This window comes from Streptococcus sp. 1621, assembly GCF_013276615.1.
Lineage (GTDB): Bacteria > Bacillota > Bacilli > Lactobacillales > Streptococcaceae > Streptococcus.
Genome location: NZ_VMLJ01000036.1, coordinates 1 through 25,384, shown reverse-complemented (window position 1 = coordinate 25,384; position 25,384 = coordinate 1). Strand labels below are relative to the sequence as shown.

22 protein-coding genes are annotated in these 25,384 nt (G+C 39.4%); 20 read left to right on the top strand and 2 right to left on the bottom strand.

Annotation, left to right across the window (positions count from 1 at the left end):
* The first annotated feature begins 12 nt into the window (after positions 1 to 12).
* The 12 genes from HT697_RS08245 to HT697_RS08190 all read left to right on the top strand — a co-directional run bounded on the left by HT697_RS08245 (position 13) and on the right by HT697_RS08190 (position 13,718).
* Positions 13 to 993 (top strand): sugar-binding transcriptional regulator, encoded by a 981-nt coding sequence (locus tag HT697_RS08245; RefSeq protein WP_173262901.1) that lies wholly within the window; start codon positions 13 to 15, stop codon positions 991 to 993.
* 194 nt (positions 994 to 1,187) lie between these two features.
* Positions 1,188 to 1,508 carry a PTS lactose/cellobiose transporter subunit IIA gene (locus tag HT697_RS08240; protein ID WP_000402908.1) on the top strand — a complete coding sequence of 107 codons (321 nt, stop codon included), beginning with the start codon at positions 1,188 to 1,190 and terminating at the stop codon, positions 1,506 to 1,508.
* Between the two features lie 33 nt (positions 1,509 to 1,541).
* The gene (locus HT697_RS08235; RefSeq protein WP_000238723.1) at positions 1,542 to 1,850 is read left to right on the top strand and encodes a PTS sugar transporter subunit IIB; all 309 of its coding nucleotides are present in this window, start codon (positions 1,542 to 1,544) and stop codon (positions 1,848 to 1,850) included.
* Between the two features lie 16 nt (positions 1,851 to 1,866).
* The gene (locus tag HT697_RS08230) at positions 1,867 to 3,156 is read left to right on the top strand and encodes a PTS sugar transporter subunit IIC (protein ID WP_050240210.1); all 1,290 of its coding nucleotides are present in this window, start codon (positions 1,867 to 1,869) and stop codon (positions 3,154 to 3,156) included.
* A gap of 158 nt (positions 3,157 to 3,314) precedes the next feature.
* Positions 3,315 to 5,753: a glycyl radical protein gene (locus HT697_RS08225; RefSeq protein WP_173262898.1), complete on the top strand. Its 2,439-nt coding sequence runs from the start codon at positions 3,315 to 3,317 to the stop codon at positions 5,751 to 5,753.
* An 18-nt stretch (positions 5,754 to 5,771) separates the two neighbouring features.
* Positions 5,772 to 6,440 carry a fructose-6-phosphate aldolase gene (locus tag HT697_RS08220; protein WP_173262895.1) on the top strand — a complete coding sequence of 223 codons (669 nt, stop codon included), beginning with the start codon at positions 5,772 to 5,774 and terminating at the stop codon, positions 6,438 to 6,440.
* A 17-nt stretch (positions 6,441 to 6,457) separates the two neighbouring features.
* Positions 6,458 to 7,546: a glycerol dehydrogenase gene (locus HT697_RS08215; protein ID WP_173262893.1), complete on the top strand. Its 1,089-nt coding sequence runs from the start codon at positions 6,458 to 6,460 to the stop codon at positions 7,544 to 7,546.
* A gap of 326 nt (positions 7,547 to 7,872) precedes the next feature.
* Positions 7,873 to 10,374, top strand: coding sequence for a leucine--tRNA ligase (leuS, locus tag HT697_RS08210; RefSeq protein WP_173262890.1), 2,502 nt, complete (start codon positions 7,873 to 7,875; stop codon positions 10,372 to 10,374).
* A gap of 177 nt (positions 10,375 to 10,551) precedes the next feature.
* Positions 10,552 to 11,007 carry a MarR family transcriptional regulator gene (locus HT697_RS08205; RefSeq protein ID WP_060805951.1) on the top strand — a complete coding sequence of 152 codons (456 nt, stop codon included), beginning with the start codon at positions 10,552 to 10,554 and terminating at the stop codon, positions 11,005 to 11,007.
* A 56-nt stretch (positions 11,008 to 11,063) separates the two neighbouring features.
* Complete coding sequence (locus HT697_RS08200) at positions 11,064 to 12,296, top strand: acyl-CoA thioesterase/BAAT N-terminal domain-containing protein (protein WP_060805952.1); 1,233 nt, start codon at positions 11,064 to 11,066, stop codon at positions 12,294 to 12,296.
* Between the two features lie 298 nt (positions 12,297 to 12,594).
* Entirely contained in the window at positions 12,595 to 13,290 is a 696-nt protein-coding gene (locus HT697_RS08195; protein WP_173219315.1) for a GNAT family protein, read from the top strand.
* An 11-nt stretch (positions 13,291 to 13,301) separates the two neighbouring features.
* The gene (locus HT697_RS08190; RefSeq protein WP_173219318.1) at positions 13,302 to 13,718 is read left to right on the top strand and encodes a GNAT family N-acetyltransferase; all 417 of its coding nucleotides are present in this window, start codon (positions 13,302 to 13,304) and stop codon (positions 13,716 to 13,718) included.
* A gap of 850 nt (positions 13,719 to 14,568) precedes the next feature.
* Here the strand turns inward: HT697_RS08190 and HT697_RS08185 are convergent.
* Positions 14,569 to 14,661, bottom strand: coding sequence for a type I toxin-antitoxin system Fst family toxin (locus tag HT697_RS08185; protein WP_000970296.1), 93 nt, complete (start codon positions 14,659 to 14,661; stop codon positions 14,569 to 14,571).
* Between the two features lie 318 nt (positions 14,662 to 14,979).
* Positions 14,980 to 15,072 carry a type I toxin-antitoxin system Fst family toxin gene (locus HT697_RS08180; RefSeq protein WP_000969509.1) on the bottom strand — a complete coding sequence of 31 codons (93 nt, stop codon included), beginning with the start codon at positions 15,070 to 15,072 and terminating at the stop codon, positions 14,980 to 14,982.
* A 133-nt stretch (positions 15,073 to 15,205) separates the two neighbouring features.
* Here HT697_RS08180 and ruvB point away from each other — a divergent pair, with 133 nt between their 5' ends.
* The 8 genes from ruvB (at position 15,206) to glmS (ending at position 25,247) form a co-directional block, all read left to right on the top strand.
* Positions 15,206 to 16,204: a Holliday junction branch migration DNA helicase RuvB gene (ruvB, locus tag HT697_RS08175; RefSeq protein ID WP_125443323.1), complete on the top strand. Its 999-nt coding sequence runs from the start codon at positions 15,206 to 15,208 to the stop codon at positions 16,202 to 16,204.
* Positions 16,185 to 16,757, top strand: a complete 573-nt coding sequence (locus tag HT697_RS08170; RefSeq protein WP_166736645.1) for a nucleotidyltransferase family protein — start codon at positions 16,185 to 16,187, stop codon at positions 16,755 to 16,757. The genes ruvB and HT697_RS08170 overlap by 20 nt, the downstream gene beginning before the upstream one ends.
* A 293-nt stretch (positions 16,758 to 17,050) precedes the next feature.
* On the top strand, positions 17,051 to 17,809 hold the full coding sequence (locus HT697_RS08165; protein ID WP_166736646.1) for an isoprenyl transferase: 759 nt from the start codon (positions 17,051 to 17,053) through the stop codon (positions 17,807 to 17,809).
* Positions 17,810 to 17,817: 8 nt separating this feature from the next.
* A complete protein-coding gene (locus HT697_RS08160) occupies positions 17,818 to 18,621 on the top strand; it encodes a phosphatidate cytidylyltransferase (RefSeq protein WP_050259804.1) in 804 nt (267 codons plus the stop codon).
* A gap of 21 nt (positions 18,622 to 18,642) precedes the next feature.
* Positions 18,643 to 19,902 (top strand): RIP metalloprotease RseP, encoded by a 1,260-nt coding sequence (gene rseP, locus HT697_RS08155; protein WP_000900675.1) that lies wholly within the window; start codon positions 18,643 to 18,645, stop codon positions 19,900 to 19,902.
* A 12-nt stretch (positions 19,903 to 19,914) separates the two neighbouring features.
* Positions 19,915 to 21,768, top strand: coding sequence for a proline--tRNA ligase (locus tag HT697_RS08150; protein WP_050259801.1), 1,854 nt, complete (start codon positions 19,915 to 19,917; stop codon positions 21,766 to 21,768).
* 98 nt (positions 21,769 to 21,866) lie between these two features.
* Entirely contained in the window at positions 21,867 to 23,246 is a 1,380-nt protein-coding gene (gene bglA / locus HT697_RS08145; protein ID WP_050259800.1) for a 6-phospho-beta-glucosidase, read from the top strand.
* Between the two features lie 192 nt (positions 23,247 to 23,438).
* Positions 23,439 to 25,247: a glutamine--fructose-6-phosphate transaminase (isomerizing) gene (gene glmS, locus HT697_RS08140; protein ID WP_173219321.1), complete on the top strand. Its 1,809-nt coding sequence runs from the start codon at positions 23,439 to 23,441 to the stop codon at positions 25,245 to 25,247.
* Positions 25,248 to 25,384: the final 137 nt, after the last annotated feature.

Genomic DNA, 25,384 nt, shown 5'->3' with positions numbered 1-25,384 from the left:
GAGGTTAAGTGTATGAATCAAGATAGGAATAAACTGCTCTCTAAAATTGCTTATCTGTATTATATTGAAAACTTAAATCAGTCACAAATAGCAGCAAAATTAGGAATTTATAGAACCTCTATTAGTAGAATGTTAACAGAAGCAAGGAATGCAGGAATTGTTAAAATTGAAATAGAGAATTTTGATACCAATATGTTTAAGTTGGAAAATTATGTAAAAGAAAAGTATGGTCTGGAAAGTTTAGAAATTATTCCAAATGAATTTGATGATACTCCAACAATTTTATCTGAAAGAATTTCTCAAGTTGCAGCAGGCGTCCTTAGGAATCTAATTGATGATAATATGAAAATTGGCTTTTCTTGGGGGAAAAGTTTAAGTAATTTAGTAGATTTAATCCACAGCAAAAGTGTCCGAAATGTTCACTTCTATCCTCTAGCAGGTGGTCCTAGTCACATACACGCTAAATACCATGTGAATACACTGATTTATGAAATGTCTAGAAAATTTCATGGAGAGTGTACATTTATGAATGCAACGATTGTGCAAGAAAATAAATTGTTAGCAGATGGTATTTTGCAATCAAGATATTTTGAAGATTTGAAAAATAGTTGGAAAGATTTAGATATAGCTGTAGTCGGAATTGGTGATTTTAGCAATAAAGGAAAACATCAATGGTTAGACATGCTTACAGAGGATGACTTTAAAGAATTGACCAAAGTTAAAACTGTAGGAGAAATTTGTTGTCGATTTTTTGATTCAAAAGGTAAAGAAGTCTATGAAAACTTACAGGAAAGAACGATAGCAATCTCTTTGGAAGATTTAAAAAATATTCCTCAAAGTTTAGCTGTTGCTTACGGTGATACGAAAGTATCTTCGATTCTTTCTGTTTTGCGTGCTAATTTAGTAAATCATTTGATTACAGATAAAAATACAATTTTAAAAGTTTTGGAAGAAGATGGTGATTTTTCTTTTCGAAATATTTTATGTGAGTGAAAATGATAGACTGATTCAGTTTATCGTTTTTATTTTTAATCATTTGCACATTTGTGCTTAAATAAATAAAAATAGTTTATCTGTTGTTTTTAGATTGACAACTTTATTATGTAGTTGTATTCTATAGTTACAAAAGAAAATTTTAAAATTTCAAATGAAAAAAGCTTTTTACATAGTGAAATGAGGAGGAATTTATGGAAATTATTGTTCCAGATCAAATTATCATGGGTTTAATTTTATATGCTGGCGATGCGAAACAACATATTTATAAAGCATTAGATTACATAAAAAACGGTACATGTGAACGATGTGAAGAAGAAATCCAGTTAGCTGATGCAGCCTTATTAGAAGCCCATAATCTACAAACAAAATTCTTGGCACAGGAAGCGTCTGGTACAAAGACAGAAATTACAGCTCTCTTTGTTCATTCACAAGATCATCTCATGACTAGTATGACGGAGATTAATTTAATCAAAGAAATTATTAGTTTGAGAAAAGAACTTCATAAAAAATAATACTAGAGTATTAACATAGAGGAGGAAAATATAATGGTGAAGATTGGTTTGTTTTGTGCAGCAGGCTTTTCTACTGGTATGCTTGTAAATAATATGAAAATTGCAGCGCAATCTAGTGGAGTTGAGGCAGAAATAGAGGCGTTTTCTCAGTCTAAATTAGCGGATTATGCCCCAAATCTAGATGTTGCACTGTTGGGGCCTCAAGTTGCTTATACATTAGATAAATCAAAAGAAATTTGTGATAAGTGTGATGTTCCGATAGCTGTTATTCCGATGATGGACTATGGTATGTTAGATGGGAAAAAAGTATTAGATTTGGCCCTATCTTTGATTAGTGGGTAAGAAAAGGAGATTTATTATGGCAAAGATGGATGTTCAAAAAATCATTGCACCTATGATGAAGTTTGTGAATATGCGTGGTATTATAGCTCTAAAAGATGGTATGTTAGCAATTTTGCCATTGACAGTAGTTGGTAGTTTATTCTTGATTATGGGACAATTGCCGTTTGAAGGATTAAATAAGAGCATTGCTAGTGTTTTTGGAGCTAATTGGACAGAGCCGTTTATGCAAGTATATTCAGGAACTTTTGCTATTATGGGTCTAATTTCTTGTTTTTCAATTGCCTATTCTTATGCTAAGAATAGCGGAGTAGAGGCTTTGCCAGCTGGGGTTCTATCTGTATCTGCATTCTTTATTTTGCTAAGATCATCTTATATCCCTAAACAAGGTGAGGCGATTGGGGACGCTATTAGTAAGGTTTGGTTTGGAGGTCAAGGAATTATCGGTGCTATCATTATAGGTTTGGTAGTAGGAAGTATTTATACCTTCTTTATAAAGAGAAAAATTGTTATTAAGATGCCAGAACAAGTTCCACAAGCTATTGCGAAACAGTTTGAAGCAATGATTCCAGCATTTGTAATTTTCTTATTTTCTATGATTGTATATATTTTAGCGAAGTCACTGACTAATGGCGGAACATTCATAGAAATGATTTATTCTGCTATTCAAGTTCCGTTGCAAGGTTTAACTGGATCTTTGTATGGTGCTATTGGAATTGCATTCTTTATATCATTTTTGTGGTGGTTTGGTGTTCATGGGCAATCGGTAGTAAATGGAGTAGTGACAGCTCTGCTTTTATCTAATCTTGATGCTAATAAAGCTATGTTAGCCTCTGGTAATCTATCATTAGAAAATGGAGCACATATTGTTACTCAACAGTTTTTAGATTCATTTTTAATTCTATCTGGTTCAGGGATTACGTTTGGTCTTGTAGTTGCGATGCTTTTTGCAGCAAAATCGAAACAGTACCAAGCGTTAGGGAAAGTAGCAGCTTTTCCAGCAATATTTAACGTAAATGAGCCAGTTGTATTTGGATTTCCAATTGTTATGAATCCAGTTATGTTTGTACCTTTCATTCTTGTTCCTGTACTTGCAGCTGTTATAGTATATGGAGCTATTGCAACAGGTTTCATGCAACCATTTTCAGGAGTTACATTACCTTGGAGTACCCCAGCTATTATATCAGGATTTATGGTTGGTGGATGGCAAGGAGTTATTACTCAGCTGGTGATATTAGCGATGTCTACATTGGTTTATTTCCCATTCTTTAAAGTACAGGATCGTTTAGCTTATCAGAATGAAGTTTGATAAATGTAAAAAACATTTGTGTATTATCATTAAACACACATTTGTGCTAAAGATTAGGGAGTTAAAGTTTTTCTAGTTAAAAGCTTGAAATTCTCTAAAAAATTAGGTATTATATTTTCGAAAGAAACAAAAATATTTTCGAAAGAAAGGTGCTTACGATGGTAAATACAGAAGTAGCAAGAACAACAATCAAGACAGAATATTTTGGCAGCCTTACTGAAAGGATGAACAAATATCGAGAAGATGTCTTAAATAAAAAACCTTATATTGATGCTGAGAGAGCAGTTCTAGCAACACGCGCTTATGATCGATATAAGGAACAACCTAATGTCCTAAAACGCGCCTATATGCTGAAAGAAATTTTGGAAAACATGACTATCTATATTGAAGAAGAATCTATGATTGCGGGAAATCAAGCTTCTTCCAATAAAGATGCTCCTATTTTTCCAGAATATACGCTAGAATTTGTTCTTAATGAGTTGGAGCTTTTTGAAAAGCGTGATGGAGACGTTTTCTATATTACAGAAGAAACAAAAGAACAACTTAGAAGTATTGCTCCGTTTTGGGAAAATAATAATTTACGTGCTAGAGCTGGTGCCTTGTTACCTGAAGAAGTGTCTATTTATATGGAAACAGGATTCTTCGGTATGGAAGGTAAGATGAATTCTGGAGATGCTCACTTAGCAGTTAACTATCAGAAACTGTTGCAATTTGGTTTAAGAGGTTTTGAAGAGCGAGCTCGTAAAGCGAAAGCAGCTCTAGATTTAACAGATCCAGCAAGTATTGATAAATATCATTTTTACGACTCTATATTTATCGTAATCGATGCTATTAAAGTATATGCAAATCGCTTTGTTAATCTTGCTAAAAGTTTAGCCGAAAATGCAAATCCTAAACGTAAGAAAGAATTACTTGAGATTGCAGATATTTGTTCTAGAGTCCCATATGAACCGGCAACTACTTTTGCAGAAGCTATTCAATCAGTCTGGTTTATTCAATGTATTTTACAAATTGAATCTAATGGTCACTCTCTTTCATATGGTCGCTTTGATCAATATATGTATCCATATGTGAAGTCTGATTTAGAAAGTGGTAAAGAAACAGAAGATAGCATTGTTGAACGTCTAACAAATCTTTGGATTAAAACAATTACAATTAATAAGGTTCGCAGTCAAGCACATACATTTTCTTCAGCAGGAAGTCCTTTATATCAAAATGTTACGATTGGTGGACAGACTCGAGATAAGAAGGATGCTGTTAACCCATTGTCTTATTTGGTATTAAAATCAGTTGCACAAACCCATCTACCGCAACCTAATCTAACTGTACGTTACCATGCAGGTTTAGATGCTCGTTTCATGAATGAGTGTATTGAAGTGATGAAACTTGGTTTTGGTATGCCTGCATTCAATAATGATGAGATTATTATTCCTTCTTTTATTGCAAAAGGAGTATTGGAAGATGATGCTTATGATTATAGTGCCATTGGATGTGTTGAAACGGCAGTTCCAGGGAAATGGGGCTATCGTTGCACGGGTATGAGTTACATGAACTTCCCTAAAGTTCTACTTATCACGATGAATGATGGAATTGATCCAGCTTCGGGGAAACGGTTTGCACCAAGCTTTGGGCATTTTAAGGATATGAAGAACTTTTCTGAATTAGAAAATGCTTGGGATAAAACACTAAGATATTTGACACGAATGAGTGTTATTGTTGAAAATTCTATTGATTTATCATTGGAGCGAGAAGTTCCTGATATTCTATGTTCAGCATTGACTGATGATTGTATTGGTCGTGGAAAACACCTTAAAGAAGGTGGAGCAGTATATGATTATATATCAGGTTTGCAAGTTGGAATTGCAAATTTGTCGGATTCATTAGCTGCAATTAAAAAGTTAGTATTTGAGGAAGAACGTATAAGCCCAAGTCAACTTTGGCATGCATTGGAAACAGATTATGCCGGAGAAGAAGGTAAAGCCATTCAAGAAATGTTGATTAATGACGCTCCTAAGTACGGTAACGATAATGATTATGCTGACAAATTGGTTACTGCTGCTTATGACATTTATGTTGATGAAATTGCTAAATATCCTAATACACGTTATGGAAGAGGTCCTATTGGAGGAATTCGTTATTCAGGAACCTCTTCTATCTCAGCCAACGTAGGACAAGGACGTGGAACATTAGCAACTCCCGATGGTCGCAATGCAGGGACACCGCTAGCAGAGGGTTGTTCACCATCACATAATATGGATCAACACGGTCCTACATCTGTTTTAAAATCTGTTTCAAAATTACCAACAGATGAAATCGTAGGTGGGGTTCTCTTAAATCAGAAAGTAAATCCTCAAACCTTAGCCAAAGAAGAAGATAAATTAAAACTAATTGCTTTGTTACGAACATTCTTTAATCGTTTACATGGGTACCATATTCAATACAATGTTGTTTCCAGAGAGACGTTGATTGACGCTCAGAAACATCCTGAAAAACACAGAGACTTAATTGTTCGTGTTGCGGGATACTCTGCATTCTTCAATGTTCTTTCTAAGGCAACCCAAGATGATATTATAGGACGTACTGAGCATACTTTGTAAAATAAAGAGGTTCTTTTTATGGAATTTATGCTTGACACATTAAATTTAGATGAGATTAAAAAGTGGTCTGAAATTTTACCGCTAGCTGGGGTAACTTCAAATCCCACTATTGCAAAAAGAGAGGGTTCGATTAATTTTTTTGAACGAATCAAAGATGTAAGAGAATTGATTGGCTCTACACCCTCTATTCATGTTCAGGTGATTTCTCAAGATTTTGAAGGCATCTTAAAGGATGCTCATGAAATTCGGAGACAAGCAGGAGATGATATATTTATCAAAGTACCTGTTACTCCGGCTGGATTACGTGCAATAAAGGTGCTAAAAAAAGAGGGCTACCATATCACTGCAACAGCTATTTATACAGTTATTCAGGGATTATTAGCTATTGAAGCAGGAGCGGATTACCTAGCTCCATATTATAACAGAATGGAGAATCTGAACATCGATTCAAATTCTGTCATTCGTCAATTAGCTCTTGCTATTGATAGACAGAACTCTCCTAGTAAGATTTTAGCTGCATCCTTTAAAAATGTAGCACAAGTAAATAATGCTTTAGCTACAGGTGCGCATGCTGTTACAGCAGGAGCAGATGTTTTTGAATCAGCTTTCGCCATGCCATCTATCCAAAAGGCGGTTGACGATTTTTCTGATGATTGGTTTGTTATTCAAAATAGTCGTGCCATCTAGGTAGAGAGGAAATACATATGAGAATTTTTGCTAGCCCTTCTAGATATATTCAAGGGGAAAATGCCTTGTTTGAAAATGCCAAATCAATATTGGATTTGGGAAATCGTCCGATTCTATTATGCGATCAGTTGGTTTATGATATTGTTGGAAAACGATTTGAAGATTACTTGCATAGGTATGGTTTCCATATTGTTCTAGCCCAGTTTAATGGTGAAGCTTCTGACAATGAAATCAATCGAGTTGTTGCCTTGGCTGAGAAAGAAAATTGTGATAGTATTATCGGTCTTGGTGGGGGAAAGACGATTGATAGCGCAAAAGCTATTGCAGATTTGATTGAAAAGCCTGTTATTATTGCTCCAACAATTGCATCGACCGACGCACCTGTATCTGCTTTATCTGTTATTTATACAGATGAAGGTGCATTTGATCATTATCTATTTTATTCTAAAAATCCAGATTTAGTTTTGGTTGATACAAAAGTTATTTCACAAGCCCCTAAGCGTTTATTAGCATCTGGTATTGCAGATGGTTTAGCAACTTGGGTTGAGGCGCGTGCAGTTATGCAGGCAAATGGAAAAACTATGTTAGGACAACAACAAACGTTGGCTGGAGTTGCAATTGCGAAGAAATGTGAAGAAACGCTGTTTGCAGATGGTTTACAGGCCATGGTGGCTTGTGAAGCTAAAGTTGTGACGCCAGCATTAGAAAATATTGTTGAAGCTAATACTCTATTGAGTGGTCTAGGTTTTGAAAGTGGAGGATTGGCTGCGGCGCATGCAATTCATAATGGTTTTACTGCATTGACAGGTGACATACATCATTTAACACATGGTGAAAAAGTAGCTTATGGAACCTTGGTACAACTTTTTTTGGAAAATAGACCAAAAGAAGAACTTGATAAGTATATTGAGTTTTACAAAAAAATTGGCATGCCAACAACTCTAAAAGAAATGCATTTAGATCAAGTTGGATATGATGATTTAATCAAAGTTGGTAAACAAGCAACGATGGAGGGTGAGACAATCCATCAGATGCCGTTTAAGATTTCGCCTTCAGATGTTGCACAAGCCATTATCGCTGTAGACGCCTATGTAAATTCAAAATAAACAATAAGGACTACTGTTTTCCAAATGGTAGTCTTTTATTGATCCTCGTATTGAATCCGACGTTCTTCATAAATCAAAAAGCGACATAGGTTGTCAGCTATTTATAGTAAATACATTAATTAGTATTCCAGTCTTATCTTCGGTCTAAAATAAGTATTTTGTGCTATACGAGATAAGCTTCTTGGTTTACTCTTTGATTTTCATTGAGTATAAGATGGATTTGCGATTCGGTCTTTCTTGGCATACAAGTCTAAAAGAACATTTCTCGTCTTTCAAATTCCCTCAAAAATGGTATAATAGTAACATCACAAAATTGGAGAGAGACCATGAGTTTTTACAATCATAAAGAAATTGAGCCTAAGTGGCAGGGCTACTGGGCAGAACATCATACATTTAAGACAGGAACAGATGCATCAAAACCTAAGTTTTATGCGCTTGATATGTTCCCTTATCCATCTGGAGCGGGCCTGCACGTAGGGCACCCAGAAGGCTATACAGCGACAGACATCCTCAGCCGTTACAAACGTGCGCAAGGCTACAATGTCCTTCACCCAATGGGTTGGGATGCTTTTGGTTTGCCTGCAGAGCAATACGCTATGGATACTGGTAATGATCCAGCAGAATTTACAGCTGAGAACATTGCCAACTTCAAGCGCCAAATCAATGCGCTTGGATTTTCTTATGACTGGGATCGTGAAGTCAATACAACAGATCCAAACTACTACAAGTGGACGCAATGGATTTTCACCAAGCTTTACGAAAAAGGCTTGGCCTATGAAGCGGAAGTGCCAGTAAACTGGGTGGAAGAATTGGGAACAGCCATCGCTAATGAAGAAGTGCTTCCTGACGGAACATCTGAGCGTGGAGGCTATCCAGTTGTCCGCAAACCAATGCGCCAATGGATGCTCAAAATCACGGCCTACGCGGAGCGTCTGCTTAATGATTTGGATGAATTAGATTGGCCAGAGTCTATCAAGGACATGCAGCGCAACTGGATTGGGAAATCAACTGGTGCTAATGTAACCTTTAAAGTTAAGGGAACAGACGAGGAATTCACAGTCTTTACCACTCGTCCTGACACCCTTTTCGGTGCGACTTTCACTGTCTTGGCTCCTGAGCATGACTTGGTTGACGCTATCACAAGTCCAGAGCAAGCAGAGGCAGTAGCAGACTACAAACACCAAGCCAGTCTGAAATCAGACTTGGCTCGTACAGACCTTGCCAAAGAAAAAACAGGGGTTTGGACTGGTGCTTATGCTATCAACCCTGTCAATGGTAAGGAAATTCCAATCTGGATTGCAGACTATGTTCTTGCTAGTTATGGAACAGGTGCGGTAATGGCTGTTCCTGCCCACGACCAACGTGACTGGGAATTTGCCAAACAATTTGCCCTTCCAATCGTCGAAGTCCTTGAAGGTGGAAATGTAGCAGAAGCTGCCTACACAGAAGATGGCCTTCACGTTAATTCAGACTTCCTAGATGGACTCAACAAAGAAGACGCTATTGCCAAGATTGTAACTTGGTTGGAAGAAAAAGGCTGTGGACAAGAGAAGGTTACCTACCGTCTCCGCGACTGGCTCTTTAGCCGTCAACGTTACTGGGGTGAGCCAATTCCAATCATTCATTGGGAAGATGGAACTTCAACAGCTGTTCCTGAAAATGAATTGCCACTTGTCTTGCCTGTAACTAAGGATATCCGCCCTTCAGGTACTGGTGAAAGTCCACTAGCTAACTTGACAGACTGGCTTGAAGTGACTCGTGAAGATGGTGTCAAGGGTCGTCGTGAAACAAATACCATGCCACAGTGGGCAGGTTCAAGCTGGTATTACCTCCGTTATATTGATCCACATAATACTGAGAAATTGGCTGATGAGGACCTCCTAAAACAATGGTTGCCAGTAGATATCTACGTTGGTGGTGCAGAGCATGCTGTTCTTCACTTGCTCTACGCTCGTTTCTGGCACAAATTCCTCTATGACCTCGGTGTTGTACCTACTAAAGAGCCATTCCAAAAACTCTTTAATCAAGGAATGATTTTGGGAACTAGCTACCGTGACCACCGTGGGGCTCTTGTGGCGACTGACAAGGTTGAAAAACGTGACGGTTCCTTCTTCCATGTGGAAACAGGAGAAGAGTTGGAGCAAGCACCAGCCAAGATGTCTAAATCTCTTAAGAACGTTGTCAACCCAGATGACGTAGTGGAACAATACGGTGCCGATACCCTTCGCGTCTATGAAATGTTCATGGGCCCACTTGATGCTTCAATTGCTTGGTCAGAAGAAGGTCTGGAAGGAAGCCGTAAGTTCCTTGACCGTGTTTACCGTTTGATTACAAGTAAAGAAATCGTTGCGGAAAATAATGGTGATCTTGACAAGGTTTATAACGAAACCGTTAAATCTGTCACTGAGCAAATCGAATCCATGAAATTCAACACAGCTATTGCCCAACTTATGGTCTTTGTCAACGCCGCTAACAAGGAAGACAAGCTCTATGTGGACTACGCTAAAGGCTTTATCCAATTGATCGCCCCATTTGCGCCTCACTTGGCAGAAGAACTCTGGCAAACAGTGGCAGCAACAGGTGAATCAATTTCTTATGTCGCTTGGCCAACATGGGACGAAAGCAAATTGGTTGAAGACGAAATCGAAATCGTCGTCCAAATCAAAGGTAAAGTCCGTGCCAAATTGATGGTAGCCAAAGATCTATCACGCGAAGAATTGCAAGAGATTGCTCTCGCTGATGAAAAAGTCAAAGCAGAAATTGACGGTAAGGAAATCGTGAAAGTGATTGCAGTACCTAACAAACTCGTTAATATCGTCGTTAAATAACGAGTTTATTAGCTCTATCTGCCACCTTCAATAGTCCACTGGACTATTGAAGCCAACTAAATTGGTTAATATTGTTGTGAAATAAGATAGGAATCCTTCAGAGTAGAATCTGGAGGATTTTTTATTTGACAGGAAGTTTCTATTTTGTTAATATGATTAACAAAGAAAAGAGAGATTATGGATAAAAAAGAATTTATTGCATTTAATAATCGTTTCAATAGATTTATTTTAGCGTTTGACCAGTTAAAAAAAAATCAACATAAAAGTGGTGTTGACAAATCCATTACGTTGAATGAGGTACATTTGATTGTTGTGATTGGAAAAAATCAGCCCTTGAATCTAGTAAAATTATCTGAATTATTAGAAGTTTCGAGAAGTGCAATAACTCAAAGTGTTAGAAGATTGCTTCAAAAAAATTTAGTTGTTTTTGATTTTGATCCGAATAATGGGAAAAATAAATATTTGAGATTATCTGAAAAAGGCATCGAAATTTTTAAAATCCATAAGGAGCAACAAGCATATATTGAAAAATCAATCTTTTCAGTTTTAAACAACTATAGCGAGGTGGAACTTAAAACAGTTGTGAAATTGATGGATGATATTGAAAAGGTGTGGGGAGAATTACCGTGGTAAAAGTCACGGTAAATTTCAAATATAATTGTTAAGCAAATTAACAAAAAGGAGAAGATATGACTGTAAACATAGAACTGATTTCACAAACAGATTTAGCGGATGAATCTTTTTATATTGCTATTAATGGTTTAGAACCAAGGGCAATGTATTGTGTAGAAATGTACCTGTCTGATTATTACTGTATAAATGCTCCCTTGCTTTTAGATCATGATGTTATATGGAAATCAACCGCAATTTTTTTATCTGATCAGGACGGTATGATTGATACCTCTCAGACAGCATCTATTTCGGGATCTTATAAAGGGATTTCAGAAATGGGATTATTCTTTAATGCGAAACCGTTGAAGAATAGGAAAAGGAGATTACCGAGTTCTCTTGATAGAATTCCATTACGAGATTGTTTTGGTGTTGAAATTAAAATCAGGCTAGGGAAAGATGTGGTCGCGGAGCAAAGTTTTGTAAGGCGTTATATGAATCTAGGAGTAAGATATCAAGATATCTATGACAAGCATTTTCAAGGTCGATTATTTTATGATGAAAAGTTAAGAAGGGCGCCAGCCGTGATTATTGTTAGTGGTAGTGAGGGAAGAATTGAAAAAGCTCAGAATATTGCCCAACTTTTATCTTCAAGAGGCTATATTTGTCTTGCGATAGCTTATTTTGGTTTAGAGGGATTACCCCAAAATTTAGAACGAATTCCAATAGAATGTCTGGAGGAGGCGAAAGATTTTCTATATCATCATCCTCAAGTTGATAATACAAAAATAGGAATATATGGTCGCTCTAAAGGAGCAGAACTTGTTCTGGCTGGACAAAGTATTTTGAAAGATGTGCAATGTTTGGTACTCAATTCCCCCTCAAATGTAATATTTGAGGGAATAAAGGGAAAACTCAACTCTCATTCATCTTCTTGGACATATTTACAAAAAGAACTTCCGTATCAAAAATTTCAGTTAGGAAATTATCTGTTAAACAAGTTTTTTGGAAAACATATTCCTGAAGATAGTAGGGCTCAGATTGATGTGAGTAAAATTTCCTCTCCTTTATTATTACTAGGAAGCGATGTTGATGAAATATGGAATGCATCATCCGCGATAGATGATATCATTTCACATTATAAAGGGGAATCCATTTTGTTTAAAAAATACCATGAAACAGGGCATATGTTGACGATTGCTTATCAACCGAATCATCGTTATAGAAAAGATTGGCGCTTATTAATGAAAGAAAGTGTAGACTCTTGGTTTGCTACGATAAATTTTTTTGATACACATCTGAAGAATTTGTAGATAGTGCTGAACCGTACTATAATAGTCCCAACTAAGATAAAAACACAGTTCTGGTTGGTAGTCCAGTCTACAAAAGCAAACACTAAAACAAGAGAAATTTGAATACAAACAGTAAAAAATAGAGAGAAGCATAAGGGGAATTAACTCACTCGTTCCCATATTTGATTATTCCTCTATAAAGTGGATGGATGATTTTTATAAGAGGAGTTTGCATTATTGAATAGAAAACCAAGTGTTTCCTAAAATTTTCATTGAGATATGTTATACTATATTCAATAAGTGAAACAAGGAGAAAGCTATGCCAGTAAATGAATATGGTCAGATAATTGGCGAGTCTTTAGTCGGTCACACGTCTGGTAAATTACCTGCTATTGATTTCTTAGAAGGGCGTTATGCTCGAATAGAAGCTCTTTCAGTGGAAAAGCATGCGGAGGATTTGCTAGCTGTTTATGGCTCTGATACGCCTCGGGAGATGTGGACCTACCTCTTTCAGGAACCGGTGGCAGACAGAGAGGAACTGGTTACTCTTTTAAATCAGATGTTGGCTCGTAAGGACCGTTTTTACTATGCAATCATAGACAAGGCAACTGGTAAGGCTTTGGGAACTTTTTCTCTCATGCGTATTGACCAGAATAACCGAGTAATAGAAGTGGGAGCTGTCACTTTTTCTCCAAAACTCAGGGGGACACGGATAGGAACAGAAGCCCAGTATCTCTTGGCTTGCTATGTCTTTGAGGAGCTTAACTATCGTCGCTATGAGTGGAAATGCGATGCCTTAAATCTGCCATCCAGACGAGCAGCGGAACGTTTGGGCTTTATTTATGAAGGAACCTTCCGTCAGGCAGTGGTTTATAAGGGACGGACGAGGGATACGGATTGGTTGTCTATGATTGATAAGGACTGGCCTCAAGTCAAAGCTCGTTTAGAAACATGGTTACGTCCTGAAAATTTTGATAAAAATGGACAGCAGTACAAGAGCTTGAGAGAGCTTTAAGAGGTGTTGACATGATAACCATTAGAAAGCAAGAAATTGTCAAGCTAGAGGATGTTTTGCATCTCTATCAGGCTGTCGGTTGGACAAATTATACCCATCAACCAGAGATGCTGGAGCAGGCCTTATCTCATTCATTAGCGATTTATGTGGCACTTGATGGCGATGCTGTGGTGGGCTTGATTCGTTTGGTTGGAGATGGATTCTCATCAGTATTGGTTCAGGATTTAATTGTTTTACCAATCTATCAGCGTCAAGGGATTGGTAGCGCTTTGATGAAAGAGGCTTTAGAGGATTACAAAGATGCCTATCAAGTCCAGCTGGTGACAGAACAGACAGAAAAAAACGTGGGATTTTATCGTTCTATGGGGTTTGAAACTTTATCCACCTATGATTGTACAGGAATGATTTGGGTAAACAGAGAAAAATAACAAAACTTGTTTTTCTTAAGCAAAGTTTAAGGCTGGTCTAGTATCATATAGTCATTAAATAAAGACCTCCTAACTTTATTCAATGAAATCCTAAAACTTTTTTTCATCATAATCTCCTAATGAAGTCACCCAATCAGGTGACTTTTTTTCGTGGTGAGGTGATGGTGATAGAAATTTTTTGCAAAATAGTAAAATTTGAGAAAAGTTAAGCTAGTTTTAAGCTTTGTCTTGTATCATATAGTTATTAAATAAAGACCTCCTAACTTTATTTAATAAAATCCTAAACTTTTCTTTTTCATAATAATCTCCCTTAACTCCACCCAATCAGGTGGAGTTTTTTGGCTCTATTTCAGGCTTTTGGGGACTATTCTAAAAATCATTTTTCGATATTTTTCGGTATTTTTCGGATTTTTGTCGGGGAATTGGCGGGGACTTTTTGAGATTTTGTCGGGGATTTTTTAGCGAATATGACTAAGAAATAGGCTTGCTGTTACTTCAGCTACTTCAAACTCAATTTGATTGTAAGTGACTGTTAATTGAAGGACTGGAACTGCTGTAATAATGATTTTGCTTGTCCAGTAGTGGCGTATTAAATGAGGAGTGACATGTAAGATTGTCTATTCGTTTACTAAATCAAAATTTCTATGAAATTGATAGAATCCCTAACTTTCTCTTAAACTTGAAAGTCTTGTTGTAAAGTGGTTAAAGCTTGAGAAGCTGAGGATGGTAAAGTTTTGACAAATTTTGTGAACTGTGGGATAATGGAGAAGAATTAAGGATTAGTTCTATATCATGGACTAGAAAAGACCCCAAGCTAACTTCCACATTAAGCTTGGGGTCTTTTTTGACACTATCTATCTTTGTTTAGCCATTTATCGACTAAGCGAAGAACAACACCGACCACAATTGGTCCGATGATAGTTTTAAGGATTAGTTCCATCATGGGCTATCTCACCTCCTTTCGTAGGCGGTGTAGCAGTGCCGTAGAATATTATACCACATAAGTGCTAAACTCGGGAGTCATCCAATTAGGTGGAGTTTTTTGGCTCTATTTCAGGCTTTTCGGGAGTTTTCTAAACATCATTTTCCGATAACTTTCGCAATCTTGAACGTCTTGTAGTACAGAGGTTCAAGAGGATATAAACCTTTGACAAATTTTGTGAACTATGGGATAATAAAAGGGAATTAAGTATTGTGTCTATATCATAGGCTAGAAAAGACCCCAAGCTCACGTCCAAATAAGCTTGGGGTCTTTTTGACACTATTTGTCCTTGTTTAGCCATTTATCGACTAAGCGAAGAACGACACCGACCACAATTGGTCCGATGATAGTTTTAAGTATTGTATCCATCATGGGCTAATTCACCTCCTTTCGTAGGCGGTGTAGCAGTGCCGAACAATATTATACCACATAAGTGCTAAACTCGGGAGGCACCAATCCAGTGGCTTTTTTGTTTGTGGCTTGGATTTTTTGATATAATAGAGCCATGAGTAGAATTTTAGATAATGAGATAATGGGGGATGAGGAGTTAGTAGAACGCACGCTCCGTCCTCAGTATTTACGTGAATATATTGGGCAGGACAAGGTCAAGGACCAGCTCCAAATCTTTATCGAAGCTGCCAAAATGCGGGATGAAGCGCTGGATCATGTGCTCTTATTTGGACCTCCAGGCTTGGGGAAAACGACAATGGCTTTTGTTATTGCCAACGAACTAGGTGTCAATCTCAAGCAGACTTCGGGTCCAGTCATTGAAAAAGCTGGTGATCTAGTAGCGATTTTGAATGACTTAGAGCCTGGGGATGTCCTTTTTATTGATGAAATTCATCGCTTGCCCATGTCTGTGGAAGAGGTGCTTTATAGTGCCATGGAGGACTTCTACATTGATATCATGATTGGTGCTGGTGAAGGCAGTCGCAGTGTTCATTTGGAGTTGCCACCTTTTACCTTGATTGGTGCGACGACTCGGGCTGGTATGCTCTCAAATCCACTACGGGCACGTTTTGGGATTACAGGTCATATGGAGTATTATGCCCATGCTGATTTGACAGAAATTGTTGAGCGGACGGCAGATATTTTTGAGATGGAAATCACTCATGAGGCAGCATCCGAGCTGGCCTTGCGTAGTCGAGGAACCCCTCGTATTGCCAATCGTCTCCTCAAGCGCGTGCGCGATTTTGCCCAGATTATGGGAAATGGGGTTATCGATGATGTTATTACCGATAAGGCTTTGACCATGCTGGATGTTGACCATGAAGGTTTGGACTATGTGGATCAAAAAATCCTTCGAACCATGATTGAGATGTACGGTGGTGGTCCTGTTGGTCTAGGAACTCTTTCTGTTAACATAGCAGAAGAGCGTGAGACTGTCGAAGACATGTATGAGCCCTACTTGATTCAAAAAGGTTTTATCATGCGGACACGGTCTGGACGGGTGGCGACTGCTAAGGCATATGATCATTTAGGTTATGAATACAATGAAAAATGAGCAAGAAATTATAGAGGCTTTTAGAGAAAATCCGGATATGATGGCTATTCTGACCATCATCCGTAACCTTGGTTTGAAAGATTCTTGGTTGGCGGCAGGTTCTGTCAGAAATTTTATCTGGAATCTCTTGTCAGACAAATCCCCTTTTGACTGTGAAACAGATGTAGATGTGATTTTCTTTGATCCAGATATTTCTTATGAGGAAACCTTGTCTCTAGAGAAAAAGTTGAGAGCGGATTTTCCTCAGTACCAGTGGGAGTTGAAAAATCAAGTCTATATGCACCAGCACAGTCCTCACACTGCTCCCTATAGCAGCTCTTGTGATGCTATGAGTAAGTATCCAGAACGGTGTACGGCAGTTGGACTGCGCTTGAATGAAAAATCCGATTTTGAACTCTATGCACCTTATGGTTTGGAGGATATTTTGAATTTTCAAGTTCGTCCAACTCCTCATTTTTTAGAGAATGAAGACCGAATGGAACTTTATCGAACACGTCTATCCAAGAAAAATTGGCAGGAGAAATGGAAAAATTTGATTTTTAAAAATACTTAAGGAAACTTTAAGCTAGGAAGTGTATACTAAGTTCATAAGTTAAGAAGACCTTAACTTAAACTCCTAAAACTTTTTCATAATAATCTCCCTATAAAAAATAAAGTCGCCAAATCAGGCGGCTTATTTTTTTGGAAATGGGCTTTGTGCCTGAGAATAATACTCAATGAAANNACGGCAAGGTGAAGCTGACATGGTTTGAAGAGATTTTCGAAGAGTATAAATAGCTTAGTGATAGAAGAAAATAGGGAAATATGGTATAATGAAACGATAGATTTTTGAATAGGAATAAGATCATGTTTGGATTTTTTAAGAAAGATAAGGCTGTGGAAGTAGAGGTTCCGACACAGGTTCCTGCTCATATCGGCATCATTATGGATGGCAATGGCCGTTGGGCTAAAAAACGTATGCAACCGCGAGTTTTTGGACACAAGGCGGGCATGGAAGCATTGCAAACTGTGACCAAGGCAGCCAACAAACTGGGCGTTAAGGTTATTACGGTCTATGCTTTTTCTACGGAAAATTGGACCCGTCCAGATCAGGAAGTCAAGTTTATCATGAACTTGCCAGTAGAGTTTTATGATAATTATGTTCCAGAACTACATGCGAATAATGTTAAGATTCAAATGATTGGGGAAACGGACCGCCTGCCTAAGCAAACTTTTGAAGCTCTGACCAAGGCTGAGGAATTGACTAAGAACAACACAGGTTTGATTCTTAATTTTGCCCTCAACTATGGTGGACGTGCTGAGATTACACAGGCTCTTAAGTTGATTTCTCAGGATGTTTTAGATGCCAAAATCAACCCAGGGGACATCACAGAGGAATTGATTGGCAACTATCTCTTCACCCAGCATTTGCCTAAGGACTTACGAGATCCGGACTTGATTATCCGGACTAGTGGGGAATTGCGTTTGAGTAATTTCCTTCCATGGCAGGGAGCCTATAGTGAGCTCTATTTTACGGACACCTTGTGGCCTGATTTTGACGAGACAGCCTTGCAGGAAGCCATTCTTGCCTACAATCGTCGTCATCGCCGATTTGGAGGAGTTTAGGAGGAAATATGACACAGGATTTACAGAAAAGAACCTTGTTTGCAGGAATTGCCCTGGCTATTTTCCTACCGATTTTGATGATTGGGGGACTCTTGCTTCAGATAGCAATTGGAATCATAGCTATGCTAGCCATGCATGAACTTTTGAAGATGAGAGGTCTAGAGACCATGACGATGGAGGGCCTCTTGACCCTCTTTGCAACCTTTGCCTTGACCATTCCCTTGGAGAATTACCTGACTTTTTTGCCAGTTGATGGGAATGTGGTTGCCTATAGTGTTTTGATTTCAATCATGTTAGGAACGACCGTTTTTAGCAAGTCTTATACAATTGAAGATGCTGTTTTCCCGCTTGCTATGAGTTTCTATGTGGGCTTTGGTTTTAATGCTCTATTAGATGCTAGAATTGCAGGTTTAGATAAGGCATTATTAGCCTTGTGTATTGTTTGGGCAACAGACAGTGGTGCCTATCTTGTTGGGATGAACTATGGGAAACGAAAATTAGCTCCGACAGTTTCTCCAAATAAAACCTTTGAAGGTGCCTTGGGTGGTATTTTAGGTGCTATTTTAGTAACCATCATCTTTATGATAGTTGACAGTACAGTCGCTCTTCCGTATGGAATTTACAAGATGTCAGTCTTTGCTATTTTCTTTAGTGCGGCTGGACAATTTGGTGATTTACTAGAAAGTTCGATCAAGCGTCATTTTGGTGTCAAAGATTCTGGGAAATTTATCCCTGGGCATGGTGGTGTTTTGGATCGTTTCGATAGTATGTTGCTTGTATTTCCAATCATGCACTTATTTGGACTCTTTTAATCAAAAGACGGAGGAAATACTATGCTCGGAATTTTAACCTTTATTCTGGTTTTCGGGATTATTGTGGTGGTGCACGAGTTCGGGCACTTCTACTTTGCTAAGAAATCAGGGATTCTAGTGCGTGAATTTGCTATCGGTATGGGGCCTAAAATCTTTGCTCATATTGGCAAGGATGGAACGGCCTATACCATTCGCATCTTGCCTCTGGGTGGCTATGTTCGCATGGCCGGTTGGGGTGATGATACAACTGAAATTAAGACAGGGACTCCTGTCAGTTTGACGCTTACTGATGACGGTAAGGTTAAACGCATCAATCTCTCAGGTAAAAAATTGGATCAAACAGCCCTCCCTATGCAGGTGACCCAGTTTGATTTTGAAGATAAGCTCTTTATCAAGGGATTGGTTCTGGAAGAAGAAAAAACATTTGCAGTGGATCACGATGCAACGGTTGTGGAAGCAGATGGTACTGAGGTTCGGATTGCACCTTTAGATGTTCAATATCAAAATGCGACTATCTGGGGGAAACTGATTACCAATTTTGCAGGTCCTATGAACAACTTTATCTTAGGTGTCGTTGTTTTCTGGATTTTAATCTTCATGCAGGGTGGTGTCAGAGATGTTGACACTAATCAGTTTCATGTCATGCCTCAAGGGGCTTTGGCTAAGGTAGGAGTACCAGAAACGGCACAAATTACCAAGATTGGCTCACATGAGATTAGCAACTGGGAAAGTTTGATTCAGGCTGTGGAATCAGAAACCAAAGATAAGACAGCCCCGACCTTGGATGTGACTATTTCTGAAAATGGTAGTGACAAACAAGTCACTGTTACTCCGGAAGAAAGTCAAGGCCGTTACCTTCTAGGTGTTCAACCGGGGATTAAGTCAGATTTTCTATCTATGTTTGTAGGTGGATTTACAACTGCTGCTGACTCGGCCCTCCGAATTCTATCAGCACTGAAAAATTTGATTTTCCAACCGGATTTGAACAAGCTAGGTGGACCTGTTGCCATCTTTAAGGCAAGTAGTGATGCCGCTAAAAATGGAATTGAGAACGTCTTGTACTTCTTGGCAATGATTTCCATCAATATCGGGATTTTTAATCTTATTCCGATTCCAGCCCTGGATGGTGGTAAGATTGTGCTCAATATCCTAGAAGCCATCCGCCGCAAACCATTAAAACAAGAAATTGAAACTTATGTCACCTTGGCCGGAGTGGTCATCATGGTTGTCTTGATGATTGCTGTGACCTGGAATGACATCATGCGACTCTTTTTTAGATAATCGAGGAATATTATGAAACAAAGTAAAATGCCTATCCCAACGCTTCGCGAAATGCCAAGCGATGCTCAAGTTATCAGCCATGCTCTTATGTTGCGAGCTGGTTATGTTCGTCAAGTTTCAGCAGGTGTTTATTCTTACCTACCACTTGCCAACCGTGTGATTGAAAAAGCTAAAAATATCATGCGCCAAGAATTTGATAAGATTGGTGCCGTTGAGATGTTGGCTCCTGCCCTTCTCAGTGCAGAGTTGTGGCGCGAATCAGGTCGTTATGAAACTTATGGTGAAGACCTTTACAAGCTAAAAAACCGTGAAAAATCAGACTTTATCCTAGGTCCAACTCACGAAGAAACCTTTACAGCTATTGTCCGTGATTCTGTTAAGTCTTACAAGCAATTGCCACTCAACCTTTACCAAATCCAGCCTAAGTATCGTGATGAAAAACGCCCACGTAATGGACTTCTTCGTACACGTGAGTTTATCATGAAGGATGCTTATAGTTTCCACGCTAACTATGATAGCTTGGACAGTGTTTATGATGAGTATAAGGCTGCTTATGAGCGTATTTTCACTCGTAGTGGTTTAGACTTTAAGGCTATTATTGGTGACGGTGGAGCCATGGGTGGTAAGGATAGCCAAGAATTTATGGCCATTACACCTGCTCGTACAGACCTTGACCGCTGGGTTGTCTTGGACAAGTCGGTTGCCTCATTTGACGAAATTCCTACAGAAGTGCAAGAAGAAATCAAGGCAGAATTGCTCAAATGGATGGTTTCTGGTGAAGATACGATTGCTTACTCAAGTGAATCTAGCTATGCGGCCAACTTGGAAATGGCAACAAACGAGTACAAACCAAGCAACCGTGTTGTCGCTGAAGAAGAAGTGACTCGTGTTGCAACACCAGATGTTAAATCAATCGATGAAGTTGCAGCCTTTCTCAATGTTCCAGAAGAACAAACGATTAAAACCCTCTTCTACATGGCAGATGGTGAGCTTGTTGCAGCCCTTCTAGTTGGAAATGATCAACTCAACGAAGTCAAGTTGAAAAACCATTTGGGAGCAGATTTCTTCGACGTTGCTAGCGAAGAAGAAGTAGCGAATCTTATTCAAGCAGGGTTCGGTTCACTTGGACCAGTTGGTTTGCCAGAGAATGTTAAAATCATTGCAGACCGTAAGGTGCAAGATGTTCGCAATGCAGTGGTCGGCGCTAACGAAGATGGCTACCACTTGACTGGTGTGAACCCAGGCCGTGATTTTACTGCAGAATATGTGGATATCCGTGAAGTTCGTGAGGGTGAAATTTCCCCAGACGGGCAAGGTGTCCTTAACTTTGCGCGTGGTATCGAAATTGGTCACATCTTCAAACTTGGCACTCGCTATTCAGCAAGCATGGGAGCAGATGTTTTGGATGAAAATGGCCGTGCTGTGCCAATTATCATGGGATGTTACGGTATCGGTGTCAGCCGTCTCCTTTCAGCAGTGATGGAGCAACACGCTCGCCTCTTTGTTAACAAAACGCCAAAAGGTGAATACCGTTACGCTTGGGGAATCAACTTCCCTAAAGAATTGGCACCATTTGATGTGCACTTGATCACTGTCAATGTCAAGGATGATGAAGCGCAAGCCTTGACAGAAAAGCTTGAAGCAAGCTTGATGGGAGCTGGTTACGAAGTCTTGACAGATGACCGTAACGAACGTGTCGGAGTTAAATTCAGTGATAGCGACTTGATTGGTCTTCCAATCCGTATTACTGTTGGGAAGAAAGCAGCCGATGGTATCGTAGAAGTGAAGATTAAAGCGACTGGTGATACCATCGAGGTTCATGCAGATAACGTGCTTGAAACGCTTGAAATTCTCAGCAAGAAATAAAAACTATAATCAGAAGAAAAACAAGGAAAAAATGTAACTAGTTTTTACCTTGTTTTTTCTGTATAATGGGAAAAATGAGTAGATAAAGAGGTAAATGTATGCTAAGATTTCCAAAGGATTTTGTCTGGGGATCCTCTACTTCTGGACCACAAACGGAAGGACGTGTAGCTGGTGACGGTAAGGGAGATAATCTCTGGGATTATTGGTACCAAGTAGAGCCGAATCGTTACTATAATGGGATTGGTCCAGATAAGACATCGACCTTTTATGAAAATTGGGAAAAGGATATTGAGCTACTGTTAGAAACTGGTCACACGGCTTTTCGGACTTCTATTCAGTGGTCACGGATTTTTCCACAAGGATGTGGGGAAGTCAATCCTCAAGGTGTAGACTTTTACCGTAAGGTTTTTGAGGCTATTAAGGCTAAAGGGATTCGTCTTTTAGTCAATCTTTATCATTTTGATTTGCCTTTTGCCCTTCAAGAGGATGGTGATGGTTGGGAAAATAAGGCGACTGTCTCAGCCTATGAAGACTATGCTCGTTTTTGTTTTGAGACTTATGGAGATTTAGTGGATCAATGGATTACCTTTAACGAGCCAATCGTTCCAGTAGAATTTGGCTATTTTTACGATGCCCATTATCCACATAAGGTGGATGCAGAGGCAGCCGTTAAAGTAGCTTATCATACACAATTGGCCAGCAGTCGAGCGGTCAAGGCCTGTCATGAACTCTTGCCTGATGCTAAGATTGGGATTGTCTTAAACTTGACACCCGCTTATCCACGTAGCCAGCATCCTGCTGATGTCAATGGTGCTCGTATTGCGGACCTTTTTCAGACCCAATCTTTCTTAGATCCGTCTGTTTTGGGGACTTATCCACAGGAGTTGGTAGAAATCTTGCATGAACACGGCCTCTTGCCTGATGCTACAGAGGAGGAGTTGGAGCTCATTCGTGACAATACGGTGGACTTCCTTGGTGTCAACTACTATCAACCTTTGCGTGTTATGGCGCCTCGATTTGCGAAGCATCCAGAGAGTCCACTCTTACCAGAACATTTTTACGAGCCTTATGTGATGCCTGGACGTAAAATCAATCCTCATCGTGGCTGGGAGATTTATGAGCAAGGGATTTATGACATCGCCCAAAATATCAAGGAAAATTATGGCAATATTGAGTGGATGTTGACAGAGAATGGTATGGGTGTTGAAGGGGAAGAAAAATTCCGTGAGAATGGAATGATTCAAGATGATTACCGTATTGACTTTGTAAAAGGTCATCTTCGTGAACTGCACCGTGCCATTGAAGACGGAGCCAATTGTAAGGGCTACTTGATTTGGACCTTTATCGATTGCTGGTCATGGCTCAACAGCTATAAAAATCGCTATGGTTTGGTCGAATTAGACTTGGAAACACAAGAACGTCGTCTGAAAAAATCAGGGCACTGGTTCAAGGAACTAAGTGATAATAATGGATTTTAAAAAAGACTCTGACTGATTGTTCTAATTGGTCAGAGTTTTTTTGATTTCAGGAAGTTGATTTCGGCTATACCAATTTTTACTCTTGACAAGTGAAAGAAACAAGTATATACTGTTTTTGCTGATTCTATAAAAGAGGAATTAGACTATACCAATTTTAAGGAGAAAGCACAGCTGGTCTGTGTCGTATATACTATGTGTGGAATTGTTGGTGTTGTTGGAAATACAAATGCAACTGATATTTTGATTCAAGGGCTTGAAAAGCTCGAATACCGTGGCTATGATTCTGCGGGGATTTTTGTCCTAGGTGGTGCTGAAAACCATCTGGTTAAGGCGGTTGGCCGTATTGCAGAATTGTCTGCTAAGACAGCTGGTGTTGAGGGAACAACTGGTATCGGACATACTCGTTGGGCAACTCACGGGAAACCAACTGAGGACAATGCTCACCCACACCGCTCTGAGACAGAACGTTTTGTCTTGGTTCACAATGGGGTCATTGAGAACTATCTTGAAATCAAGGAAGAATACCTTGCAGGACACCACTTCAAGGGGCAAACAGATACGGAAATCGCCGTTCACTTGATTGGAAAATTTGCGGAAGAAGATGGCTTGTCAGTTCTTGAAGCCTTCAAAAAAGCTCTTCACATCATCCGTGGTTCTTATGCCTTCGCCTTGGTTGACTCACAAGATCCTGAAGTCATCTACGTGGCTAAAAATAAATCACCACTTTTGATTGGTCTTGGGGAAGGCTATAACATGGTCTGCTCAGATGCTATGGCTATGATTCGTGAGACCAACCAATACATGGAAATTCATGACCAAGAGTTGGTAATCGTCAAGGCTGATAGCGTAGAAGTTCAAGACTATGATGGCAATCACCGTGAACGTGCTAGCTATACTGCGGAGCTTGACTTGTCAGATATCGGTAAAGGAACTTATCCTTACTACATGCTCAAGGAAATCGATGAGCAACCAACTGTTATGCGTAAACTCATCCAAGCCTACACAGATGAGGCTGGTCAAGTTGTCGTAGACCCAGCTATCATCAAGGCTGTTCAAGACGCAGACCGTATCTACATCCTTGCAGCTGGGACATCTTACCACGCAGGATTTGCTTCTAAGAAAATGCTGGAAGAATTGACAGATACGCCAGTTGAACTTGGAATCTCATCTGAGTGGGGCTACGGTATGCCACTTCTCAGCAAGAAACCACTCTTCATCTTTATCAGTCAGTCTGGTGAAACGGCGGATAGCCGTCAGGTTTTGGTTAAGGCTAATGAAATGGGTATCCCAAGCTTGACAGTGACAAACGTCCCGGGTTCAACTCTTTCTCGTGAAGCCAACCATACCATGCTTCTTCATGCAGGTCCTGAAATTGCCGTGGCATCAACCAAGGCCTATACAGCGCAAATTGCAGCCCTTGCCTTCTTAGCAAAAGCAGTCGGTCAAGCAAATGGCAATACTAAAGCGCAAGCCTTTGATCTAGTTCATGAGTTATCAATCGTAGCTCAGTCTATCGAATCAACTCTTTCAGAGAAAGAAACCATCGAAGCCAAGGTTCGTGATCTTCTTGAAACAACTCGTAACGCCTTTTACATTGGACGTGGTCAAGATTACTATGTAGCCATGGAAGCAAGTCTCAAGCTCAAAGAGATTTCTTACATCCAGTGTGAAGGCTTTGCGGCGGGAGAACTCAAGCACGGAACTATTGCCTTGATTGAAGAAGGAACGCCTGTCTTGGCCCTCTTGTCAGATCCAGTTCTTGCCAACCACACTCGTGGAAATATCCAAGAGGTCGCAGCCCGTGGAGCCAAGGTCCTCACTATCGCAGAAGAGAATGTTGCTAAAGAGACAGATGACATCGTTCTTACGACCGTCCACCCTTACCTCTCACCAATCTCAATGGTTGTACCAACGCAATTAGTCGCTTACTTTGCAACCCTTCACCGTGGACTTGATGTGGACAAACCACGTAACCTTGCTAAATCAGTAACGGTAGAATAAGCTAAAAAAGTCTAGTTATCTAGGCTTTTTCTTGTGAGCAAATTGGTTGCTTGTACTCATGATTCGTGTTATACTCTTCGAAAGTCTCTTCAAATCACGTCAGCTTCACCTTGCCGTAGGTATGGTTACTGACTTCG